Source organism: Sulfuricaulis sp. (genome assembly GCF_049587675.1).
In the GTDB taxonomy this organism is placed as follows: Bacteria; Pseudomonadota; Gammaproteobacteria; order Acidiferrobacterales; family Sulfurifustaceae; genus Sulfuricaulis.
The window spans coordinates 1-9,910 of the sequence record NZ_JBAVEJ010000092.1 but is presented as its reverse complement, the minus strand read 5'-3'; the positions used below and the strand labels follow the sequence as shown (position 1 = coordinate 9,910).

General features: G+C 62.5%; 7 protein-coding genes and 1 pseudogene. 4 read left to right on the top strand and 4 right to left on the bottom strand.

Translation table 11 applies throughout. The annotated features are described in order from the left end of the window. Positions 1-365, top strand: a 365-nt coding sequence (locus WB402_RS04855) for a hypothetical protein (protein ID WP_424205790.1), incomplete at its 5' end; no start/stop codon positions are given. A 214-nt stretch (positions 366-579) separates the two neighbouring features. On the opposite strand, the gene WB402_RS04850 is transcribed toward WB402_RS04855, so the two are convergent. Continuing rightward, complete coding sequence (locus tag WB402_RS04850) at positions 580-1,170, bottom strand: hypothetical protein (protein WP_424205789.1); 591 nt, start codon at positions 1,168-1,170, stop codon at positions 580-582. Positions 1,171-1,517: 347 nt separating this feature from the next. Here WB402_RS04850 and WB402_RS04845 point away from each other — a divergent pair, with 347 nt between their 5' ends. After that, the gene (locus tag WB402_RS04845; protein WP_424205788.1) at positions 1,518-2,192 is read left to right on the top strand and encodes an outer membrane beta-barrel protein; all 675 of its coding nucleotides are present in this window, start codon (positions 1,518-1,520) and stop codon (positions 2,190-2,192) included. Between the two features lie 106 nt (positions 2,193-2,298). Here the strand turns inward: WB402_RS04845 and WB402_RS04840 are convergent, their stop codons facing one another. Further along, the gene (locus tag WB402_RS04840) at positions 2,299-3,330 is read right to left on the bottom strand and encodes an AraC family transcriptional regulator (protein WP_424205787.1); all 1,032 of its coding nucleotides are present in this window, start codon (positions 3,328-3,330) and stop codon (positions 2,299-2,301) included. Here WB402_RS04840 and lpxC point away from each other — a divergent pair. Then, the gene (lpxC, locus tag WB402_RS04835; protein WP_424205786.1) at positions 3,329-4,483 is read left to right on the top strand and encodes a UDP-3-O-acyl-N-acetylglucosamine deacetylase; all 1,155 of its coding nucleotides are present in this window, start codon (positions 3,329-3,331) and stop codon (positions 4,481-4,483) included. The two genes, WB402_RS04840 and lpxC, sit on opposite strands and share 2 nt — an antisense overlap. After that, complete coding sequence (locus WB402_RS04830) at positions 4,480-5,370, top strand: UDP-3-O-acyl-N-acetylglucosamine deacetylase (protein WP_424205785.1); 891 nt, start codon at positions 4,480-4,482, stop codon at positions 5,368-5,370. Before lpxC ends, WB402_RS04830 begins: the two co-directional genes overlap by 4 nt. A gap of 160 nt (positions 5,371-5,530) precedes the next feature. Here WB402_RS04830 and WB402_RS04825 read toward each other — a convergent pair. Both WB402_RS04825 and WB402_RS04820 read right to left on the bottom strand, forming a co-directional pair. Next, positions 5,531-8,326, bottom strand: a pseudogene (locus WB402_RS04825) (MGH1-like glycoside hydrolase domain-containing protein). Between the two features lie 160 nt (positions 8,327-8,486). Next, on the bottom strand, positions 8,487-9,910 hold a 1,424-nt coding region (locus WB402_RS04820; RefSeq protein ID WP_424205784.1), incomplete at its 5' end, for a DUF3604 domain-containing protein.

Sequence of the window (9,910 nt, the reverse complement as noted above, 5' to 3'; positions counted from 1 at the left end):
GCACTACCGTGGCGCGACCGGCCGCCGAATGGAACAAGGACGGCAAACCGGTGAAGCTCGAGTTCGACTTCGGCGACTTCAAGGCGTGGGCGCGACGCGACGGCTCGTGGAGCGCCGAGGGCACGGTGCAGCATCGCGGCCTGCAATGCGGCACCTATACCCTGTCGCTGCGGGTCGGGCGTGGCACCCCGGGCTGTACGGACGTGCAGTGGTTTGGCGAACCGCGCGCGGTGGCCAGCGTGCAACTTTGCAATAACGCGCCCGGACCGCTCACCGGCGGCAACAACGAATTTCGCGATGCCGCGCGTTTCGACGAGATCACTTGCGCCGAACGCGTGATCCGTTGCACCGGCAACTGCAAATAGCGACATTAGCCATGACAGCGTCTGAGCGCAGGATGAATCGCGCGTCACACGCATGCTGGTCTCCGCGACCTGGCTGGCGACAGTAGCGAGTACCGGGGTCGTTGTCGCCAGCAGCGAGAATACGTGAGTCATGGGCAACCGGCAGAACCGCCTCCAAAAAAAACGGGCGGCTAATGCCGCCCATAGGGATTACTTCCACAGCGGATATTGGTTACTACTTCTTGGCCGGCGTCTTCACCGAAATCGCTACCGCCTCGCTGTACACCGCGGAGATTTTGTCGCCCTTCTTCAGGCTGTCGAAGGTCTTCATATCGGCCGGGACCTTGACGGCCACGATGCCGCCCTTCGGGCCCTGCAAGGTGAGCAGGCGGTTCTTCGTGTCGATCGCGAGCACCGTGGCAACAATCGAACTCGTTTGCATCGCCCACGCGCCCGGCTTGGCCCCAGCCGGTGCGCGCTCGACTTCGGTGACCTGGCCGGCAACATTGGTGCCGCTCACCTTCTCGAGCGTCGTGGCGGCAGCGCGATGATACTCAACTTCGACGATGTCGCCCTTCTTGATCTGGGCGAAGTTGCGCACCTCGTCACCGGCGATCACGACGAATTCGGCTCCACTCTCGTCGCGCAGCGTGAGCTTGCGCTCCTTTTTCTTGATGTCGACGATCGTAACCTTGACGGACACGGAATCGGTCACCACGATGGCGCCGCTCTTGGCGGAATCCTGCTCGACCGCCATCGACGCGGCCGGTGCGGCCGCGAAAACGACGGCGACCGCGACGTAGAACAGATGCAATACTTTGGTCATGATGCGTTCTCCTTGTAGATGCTTCTTGGTTGCAGTTACCAATCCATGCTCCTCGGCGAGGACAATTCGACAACACTGCACGGCGGTGAATCGCCGATGATAGACGTAGCCGGAGCAGCGTGCAACGCCACCGCCGTTCCGGTGAGGCCGTAAACCAAACCGGACAGTAGCCCGGCAACGGGGACTGGTGATAGTGTATGACGCGACCCGGCACGGAAACGCTGATTGAGTCCTGTTACCGTCATACCGCCGACAGGGAAAGTCCGGCGGGGTCAAGACGGCACCAGCTGTCTGAATTTTTCAGAGGCCTGTACCGATTTTGCCGCAGTCTATAAATGGAGGTCTATATGCGCTCACATTCCGTCTTTGTCGCAATCCTGACCGCCGTGCTTGGACTCACCGCCATCGGCACGGCACAAGCCGCTTCCTACAGCTCGCGCGCCGAGCGCTGGGAGTTCACCGTGCAGATGCGCTATCTCGATTCGCAGTCGATCCACTTTAACGGCGGTTCGGAGATTGACACCAACTCCGATATGGGCTGGGGCTTCGGTGTAGGTTATAACTTCAGTGATCATTTGGGTATGAGCGTCGACTTCGGCTGGAACTCGCCGTCCTATGACGCCAAGATCGCCTCGGCGGACACACCGGGAACCTTCCGCCGGGAGAGTTCCGAGCTGTCGACCAGCAGCATCCAAGTCAACCTGCATTACAACTTCATCGCCGGACCGGTCACCCCGTTCGTTTCAGCCGGATTGGGCTCCACCTTCATCGACAGCAATATTGCTAACGGTGCGGCGACCGGCACCTGCTGGTGGGATCCGTACTGGGGCTATACCTGCAGCAGCTACCAGTCAACCTACAGTACCAACCTCTTTTCCTACAACAGCGCCGTCGGTATCCGCTGGGATATGAGCCGTGAGGTATTCATGCGCGCCGCGATCGGCAAGCAATGGATCGACTGGGATAACGGTGGCAGCGAGGCCTTCACCGCCACCCGCCTCGAGATCGGCTTCAGTTACTGACCGGCGCGTCACGAGCGTGCCGCCGAACTCCGCCGCGCGACCGCCGGCCGTTCACACGCATCCTTGGGCACATGCCTGCACCAACCTGCACGCCGGTTGGGGCCGGTCAGCGTTGGTCTGAGTCGGTCCCGCCGCTCGCGCCGGGTGCCCGCCGGCAGGCGCTCGGCGACATGCCGTTCCAGCGGTGGAAGGCGCGCGTGAAGCTCGCGGGCTCGGAGAACCCCAACAGGTAGGTAATCTCGCCGACCGAGAGCCGCGAGTTGCGCACATACTGGTTCGCGAGCTCGCGTCGCGTGTCTTCCCGCAACCGTGCCAGGCTGGTGCCGTGCCCGGAGAGTTTGCGCTGCAGGCTGCGCACGCTCAGGTGCAGCGCCTCCGCCACGCGCTGCGCGCTCGTCTGACCCGACGGCAGCAGTTCCATGAGCTGCATCCGCGCCTGCGTCACCACATCTTCACGATCGAAACGCGCGAGGTAACGCAGGATCACCTCGTCGGCGGCGCGCGCCAGCTCGGCGTTGCCGGTTGGCAGCACGCGATCCAGATCGGCGGCGGCAAACACCAGGGCATTGTCGGACGCGCCGTATGCGATCGGCGCGCGAAACATCGCGGTGAACTGCTGTTCGCACGGCGGCTGCGGACGTTGCAAGCGCACGCGCAGCGGACAGAACGAATCGCCGTAGCTCGTGCGGCACATCGTCACCAGCGCCACCGCGCCGGCGTCCGCCGCGGCCAACGAGACCGGCGACACGTTGCTCACTGATTCGAAAACGAGCTCGACCTCCGAACCGACGGCGATGGTCCGCAGCGTCAGCGCGGTCGATACCAGGCGCGTGAAGCGCACGAAGCGGTACAGCGCCTCGCGCAGGGTATGGCTCGCGAGCCAGGCGTAACCGAGGGCGTGGAAGGTCGTCGGGTGAACGTGCTGGCCGGCGCTCACGCCGAAACACGGATCGCCGGTCACCTCGACCGCCAGATCCCACAGGCGCTTCATGGCCGAAAGCGGGATACGCGCGCCGGCATCATGCAGTTGTTCGGTGTCTACCCCGGCGCGCTCGAAGACCGGTCGCGGCGCAATACCGCGTGCCTCCAGTGCGCGCCAGATGACAGCGGCCCACGAGGCGACAGTCGTCGGTTGCATGTGTTCTCCCTTACCCACCAGTCACTCCCGGACAAACATCTGGCGTCTGCGGACAACCTGCCGGGACAACGGATTGGCGGGTTCAGACAGGCCGGTGCCCGCGTGTGCTGCCATTCTAGCACTGGCACACAACCTATCGGCATCGGAGGTCATCATGCAGACGAATCATCGCTCGCGCAATCCTGCCTGGCAACACACGCTGGCCGGCGAGTTCACCTGCGTCGGCCGCGGCCTGCACGGCGGACGCCGCGTCAGTATGCGGCTGCGGCCCGCGCCGCCCGGCACCGGCATACGGTTCCTGCGCCTTGACGTAGACACCGGGCAGCGCGTGGTGACGGCGCACTGGCGCAACGTGGTCGAGTCCGAGTTGTGCACGATAATCGCCAACGAGCATGGCGTGACGGTGCGCACGGTCGAGCATCTGCTCGCGGAGCTGCGCGGCTGCGAGATCGACAACGCGGTTGTCGAACTCGACGGTCCCGAGGTGCCGATCATGGATGGCAGCGCCGCGCCGTTCGTGTCCCTCCTCCAGCGCATCGGCGCGGTCCGCCAGCCGGCCGTGCGCCGCGCGCTGCTCGTCAGGCAGCCGGTGGTGGCTAGCGATGGCGACCGGTTCGCGGTATTCCTGCCGCATGCATGGCCGCGGATCACGGTGGAGATCGATTTCCCGAGCCCGGCAATCGGCCGCCAGCGCCGCTCACTGGCGCTGGATTCCGGAGAGTTTGCGAGCGAGATCGCACCGGCCCGTACCTTTGGCTTCGCGCACGGGTTGCGGGCGCTGCGCGCCCGCGGGCTCGCTGCGGGCGGTTCACTGCGCAACGCGATCCTGGTCGACGAGCAGCGTGTCGTGAATCAGGAGGGCCTGCGTTTCCCTGACGAATTCGTGCGCCACAAATTACTCGACTGCGTGGGCGATCTGTCGCTCCTCGGCATACCGGTGATAGGACACCTCGTAGCGTACAAGCCGGGGCACCGGCTGTGCCACCGGTTGCTGCGCGCACTGGATGCGGCCGCCGATGCCACCAGCCTCATCGTGCCCGGCGTTGACGGCCGGTATTCCGAATCCGTTCATTCAGAATCGTCGCTCGGCGAGCACGTCACGCCGGCCGGAAGCCCCACCCTGCGAAGGTCACATCAAGGCGACAGATCATGACGATCCCATCCGGTGCCGATACCGCGTCGTCCATTCGCCAGCACACGCTGGGGCGATCGGCGCACTGGCGCGGCGAGCGTCATCAGCGTCGAGCCGATGTTCTCGTGGTGCATCCCGCCGAAGCCGATACCGGCATTCGCTTCGTGCGCTACGGCGAGGTGCCGACTACCGGCATCCCAGCACGCTGGGACTCAGTTGTCGATACCCGCGGCGGGATCGTTCTGGGCAACACCCACGGCTCGACACTGCGTGGTGCGATCCCGCTGCTTGCCGCTCTGCGCGTGGCCGGGGTCGACAACGCCGTGGTGGAAGTGCACGGATCGCGAATCGCCGAGGAAGTCAGCGATTTCGATTTCTATCTCGGCATGCTTGATGAAGTAGGCGTGCAGGCTCAGGCTGCAGCGCGCCGGTTGCTGCGCGTCGTTGACACAGTCGAAGTCCGCGACAGCTACGGATTCGCAACGATCTCGCCAGACGCCGGGTTCCGTGCCTGCATCAACCTGGCGACGATCCAGCTTGGTGGGAATACCGACAAGACGCGCGCGTCGCTCTTAAGTGACTTCACCGAACCGTATGCCGGATTCAGCGCGACACCGGGCGGGACACGTGAAGCGCACCTCGTCCATGCCGACGACGCGGGTGGATCGCGGCCGCTACGGGAAATCTGCGCATTGCCCGAGGCACTGCGGGCCACGGTGGTCGATATGATCGGACACCTGGCGCTCGCCGGGGCGCCGGTGGCGGGTTATGTTCGCAGTCATGGCCGGGGTCCGAGGCTCTACCAGGAGCTGCTCCACGCCGTCATGGGGCGCGGTGCGGTTTCGCTCACGACAGTTGATGCGCATCGCGCCCGACACAATTCGGTCTCCGGCACTAATGGCACGTGAGCCGTCCACCCGCACCCTCGCCTCCTTACGGTGTGGGGCCAATAGAGCCGCATGTTTATCCTCAATCTGTCCTAAACATGGAACCTCTAATTTTTTCGTTTTTTTGACGCAGATACACAAAGATTTTTCATTCAAATGACAGAATGCCTGGACCAGGTTCTCACGTCTTTGCCTCGGCGGCCGCCGAGTTACTCGGCGCGAACGCAGCTTTCTTGCCCACCTCCAGAATCCGCTTCGAATCCAACAGACCGTAAAGCTGGATGAGTTTGGCCACGAGCCCGGTCCAGCCGGTCTGATGGCTCGCGCCCAACCCGGCACCGTTGTTGCCGTGGAAGTATTCGTAAAAGAGTATGTGGTCGCGCCAGTGTGGGTCGGTCTGAAACTTCTCCGTGCCGCCGTACACCGGACGCCGGCCAGCCTGCCCTGAGCCTGTCGAAGGGTCGCGCAAGAAGATCCGGGTGAGCCGATCGGCGATCTCCTTGGAGACCTCGAAAAGGTTCATCATCTTCCCTGATCCCGTAGGGCATTCGATCTTGAAGTTTTCGCCGTAGTACTGGTAAAAGTTCAGCAGTGACCGGATGATCATCGCGTTCACTGGCATCCAGATCGGGCCCCGCCAGTTGGAGTTGCCGCCGAACATGCCGGTGTTCGACTCACCCGGCAGGTAATCCACCCGGTACTCCTGGCCTTGCACGTGGAAGACAAACGGGTGCTGCTCGTGGAACTTGGAGAGCGAGCGGATGCCGTAGGGGCTGAGAAACTCATTCTCGTCGAGCATCTTCGAGAGGATCCGGCGCAGCCGCTCCGAGTTGACCATTGCCAGGATCCCCCGATCCGCCACCCCGTAAAAACCCGGGCCCGTGGGATGGATGGTTTTCAGCAGTTCGGGCATTCGGCGCCAGCGTTCCGCGATCTGGGCCATCGCCCCCGGAATGCGCTCCCGCTGCCACTTTTCGATCACCGTCGTGGCGCACAGCGGCAGGAGCCCCACCATCGAGCGCACCTTGAGCCGCGTGGCGCTGCCGTCTGGGAGCTGCAGCAGATCGTAGTAGAAGCCGTCCTCCTCGTCCCACATACCATCCTGCCCGGGGCGATTCATGGCCGCAGCGATATAGTAGAAGTGCTCGGCGAACTTGACGGCCATGTCCTCGTAGGTGCGGTCGTGGGCAGCGAGTTCCACCGCGAGCTCGGCCATGTTCTGGCTGAACAGCGCCATCCAGGCCGTGCCGTCCGCCTGTTCGAGGTGGCCGCCGGTGGGCAGCGGTGCGCTGCGGTCGAACACGCCGATGTTGTCGAGGCCGAGGAAGCCGCCCTCGAAGACGTTCTTGCCGAAGCGGTCCTTGCGGTTCATCCACCAGGTGAAGTTCAGCAGCAGCTTGTTGAATGCCGACTTGAGGAAATCCACGTCCGTTTCGCCGCGCAGAGCCTGCTCGGTGCGGTGCAGGAACAGCGTCGCAAAGGCGTGGACCGGCGGGTTCACGTCGCTGAAGTTCCACTCGTATACGGGCATCTGGCCGCTGGGGTGCAGGTAAACTCCGCGCAGCATCAGCTCCATCTGCGCCTTGGCGAAGTCGGGATCCACGATCGAAAGCGGGAGTGTATGGAACGCCAGGTCCCAGGCCGCGTATCAGGGGTACTCCCACTTGTCGGGCATGGAAATGACGTCCTCGTTCAGCATGTGGAACCACTCCGAGTTCCGGGAGTTACGATATCCGCTATGCAGCGGGTTGGAGTGGTGCTCCTCCAGCCAGCTGTCACCGTCGAAGAAAAAGAACTGCTTGCTCCAGAGCATGCCGGCGATGGCCTGGCGCATCACGTTGGCCGCGTCCGGCGAGACCGAGGGCGGAGTCACCGAGCGATAGAACTCGTCCGCCTCCTGCAAGCGTGCCGTCAAGGTCGCGTCAAACGCCGGCCCGAAGGGGACGGCAGCACTTTTAGTGGTTGTGCTTTGCCCGGCGGATCCGCGTGCGGTCAGGCGCAGCCGCACGGTCGCCGACTGGCCTGAAGCAATCGTCATCCGATAGTGCGCCGCAACTTTGGTGCCCTGCTTTTCTGGGTTCACCGCCGCCTGATCGCCCTGTACCACGCAGTTGTTGATGCCGTCCTTGACGTACGGGCCGGCATTGGGTTGACCGGGAAAGAGCCGTGCGTTGTTCGTGGTATTATCGGTGAAGAGCAGCGGCACCTCGCCTTCGCAGGAAAGGATGAATTTACCCAGCAGCCGATGCGTTGCCGCGACCGCGCTCGTGCCCGCCGCTGCCTTGATCTGCTTGAGGTTTGGTTTCTCGGGGGCTCGGTTGGATTCGGTGATCCACGACGCCCAGTCGTTCCGGTACCACAGCGTCGGCAGGAGATGCAGTTCGGCCGCATCCGGCCCACGGTTGGCCGCCGTGATCTTCACCAGGATGTCTTCCGGCCCGGCTTTGGCATACTCCACGAAGACGTCGAAGTAGCGGTCGTCGTTGAAGACGCCGGTGTCGAGGAGTTCATACTCCATATCGTTCCGGGTGCGACGACGGTTTGTCTCTATCAGGTCAGCGTAGGGATAAGCCGCCTGTGGGTACTTGTAGAGATACTTCATGTACGAGTGCGTCGGCGTGCTGTCGAGGTAGAAGTAGTATTCCTTCACGTCTTCGCCGTGGTTGCCTTCGCTGTTGGTGAGGCCGAAGAGCCGTTCCTTGAGGATCGGGTCCTTCCCGTTCCACAGGGCCAGGCTGAAGCAGAGGCGCTGCTTGTCATCGGAAATGCCGGCGATGCCGTCCTCGCCCCAGCGGTAGGCGCGCGAGCGGGCATGATCGTGGGTGAAGAAATTCCAGGCGTCACCGCCTTCGCTGTAGTCCTCGCGGACCGTGCCCCACTGGCGCTCGGACAGATACGGCCCCCACTTCTTCCACGGAATCTTGCCGGCGCCACTGCGGCAGGTTTCGAGCCGTTTCTTTTCCGCATCGTTGGCCATGCCAGACATGTTCATCTCCTTTATGCAGTTGAACTTGACAGTATGCAGCCCGCAAGAAGCAAGCCCGCCACGACGAGCAATCCCAGGAGTTTCGACGCGGCATTCACGCGAATTGTCTCGTCATCGCCGGAAACGCGTCATTGATTCCAGCCTGCCTGTGTTAAGGCGTATACCAGATCGGCGACGTATAGGCGCGCTCCTGCAAGGTCATCGTCGTTCCCGGCAACGGCTTGGTGCCAAAACGTTTGGCGTCGTACGCGGTCCAGCGTGGCGTGGGAATTTCGAGGACGCGAACGTAGTAGAACGCACGCTGTTTGGCATCGAATACCGGGTCTTTCCAGACGGCGATCAATTCCGGCGCGCCGATCGTGTTGGTCCACGTCGCGTTCTCCACGTCCACGCTGTTGCCCACCGGTGTCTTGCAGCGGCCATCGGCGTCGATCTTGCGGCCACCGGATACGGCCACGTCGAAAATTTGTTCCTGCGGCTTGCCGTCCTTATCGACCCAGCCCTTGATAATCTGAATGCGGTCGAGGTTCGCGCCGATTTGGTCTTTCAGGGCCGCGGCCAGGAATGTTGGCACTTTGCCCTTCGGGGCGTTGCTCAGATCGCCTCCCATCGGGACGCCTTTGCCGTAGCCGATGGCGGCGGGCAGACGGTTGTTCGCGTCAGCCGGCTCGAAATCCCAGCCACCAAAGAAACGCACGATCATACGCGGGCCGGTGGTGGCGTAGGTTTCACGGCGCTGCATGGCGTCAAAGATCGCTTCGCGCGTGTTTTCGGTCGCCCATACCGCGGCGTAACCGGACGCGGAGACTTCCCAATCCATCACGGTCACGCCGGTCTTGGGATTCTTGAAGAAGGCCTTCTGCATGCGCTCAGGGCTGGGTTCCTGCGGCGCTGTCTTGCCGAAGAAATTTTCCTCCTCCATCGCAGTGAGGCCGGTATGCGCATCGCTGCTGCCGATGAGACCGAACTTGTATGGGTTCACACCCAGTTTTGCTTCGAGCAAAAGCCCGTTCTTGAATGCCGAGCGAGCATACTCGTATTCGAGCATATCTTTCTTTTTCGCCACGCTGCCGTCAAGGTTGCTCTTATCCCAGATCTCGAAGTTGGCGAACTCGTCATTTGGTGAGAGGTAAGGATGCGCCTCGCCGGTACCCTTGGTCTGGGTGGTCTCATAGAGCCGCTCCCACTTGGCGCGCGTTTCTGCATACTTTTTATCAATCTTTTTGCCGAAGGCCTCAACCATGGGGAACATGCGCCCGTTGCTCAGATTGCCGTTGTGGGCAATAGCGAGCACTTCACTGTTGGTTTTTTCTTCCGTCGCCGCCATCCATTTCCACAGGTCCTCAGGGTTGTCGCTGCCGAGCGGCTTCAGCGTTGTATAAGGCTCGACGAGGCGGGCTTTGTCGCCATTCTCGCGGAAGATGATATTTCGATGCAGGTTGTTGCCGCCGGTGTTCGAGGTCCACTCGTAGCCGATGAAGGCGGTGAACCTGCCCGGATCGTTGTATGCCTCAGCCGCCTTGATGGTCTCCTCCCAGGCCGAGCGGTATGCCTTCGTGCCCGGAAGCGGAAATC